Origin of the sequence: Nocardiopsis potens DSM 45234 (genome assembly GCF_000341105.1) — a bacterium.
Lineage (GTDB): Bacteria > Actinomycetota > Actinomycetes > Streptosporangiales > Streptosporangiaceae > Nocardiopsis_A > Nocardiopsis_A potens.
The window spans coordinates 1-694 of sequence record NZ_ANBB01000129.1; the positions used below are offsets into that span (position 1 = coordinate 1).

Consider the following 694-nt stretch of genomic DNA (forward strand, 5'->3'; position numbering starts at 1 on the left):
GAGCCAGCACACCGACCAGCACCCCCAGCCCCATCACATAACCGAGGACCTCTTCACTGCGCCCGACGAATTCGCCGCTCATCGCCTTCTCTCCACCGCTTCCACCGCGCGCTCGCACCGGACTCGCCGAATCCGCCGCCCGGGTGCGCGCCGCCGGCCCATGGCGATGACGGAATCCACCGGCCCCCGGAACCGGGACCGTCAGTCGATGCACCACCCGGATTCCTCGACCGTCGTTCCGGGGCCGCTCGTGTATTCGACGCCGTACCACGGTTCCTGCTCCACGTGGTGTTCGACCCATCCCGGGTAGTATTCGCAGGTGTAATACCGCAGCAGCCCCATCTGCTCGGTCCCGGCAATGGCCCTGCCCGCCTCGCCCGGCATCGGCTCGCACGCCGCCACGCCTCCTTCGCTGACCTTCACGACGTCGTTCCAGACGTTCGGGCAGGCGTATTCCGCCCAGATCCAATCGGGGTCGGAGGCGTCCCCTTCCGAGTAGCACGGCGAATCGGTGAGCTGGTTCTCGGTCGCCCCGCCTTCGAGATAGCAGTACTCGTAGCAGTCGGCGGACCCGTCCTGCAGGCAGCGGGGGTCGTCGCTGCCGGTGACCGGTGCCGTCGCCGAGACCGCGTCCCACCCTTCGTCGCCGGGGCAGACCTGCGCACTCGTCTCCGGGTCCTGCAGGCAGTCCTCC

Annotated in this window: 1 protein-coding gene and 1 pseudogene; both read right to left on the reverse strand. The window is 68.7% G+C overall.

Annotation, left to right across the window (positions count from 1 at the left end):
- The coding region (locus D459_RS36635) for a hypothetical protein (RefSeq protein ID WP_206540816.1) at positions 1 to 217 on the reverse strand (217 nt) is incomplete at its 3' end.
- Positions 202 to 694, reverse strand: a pseudogene (locus D459_RS36045) (hypothetical protein); the annotation flags it as partial. The pseudogene D459_RS36045 and the gene D459_RS36635, both read right to left, overlap by 16 nt.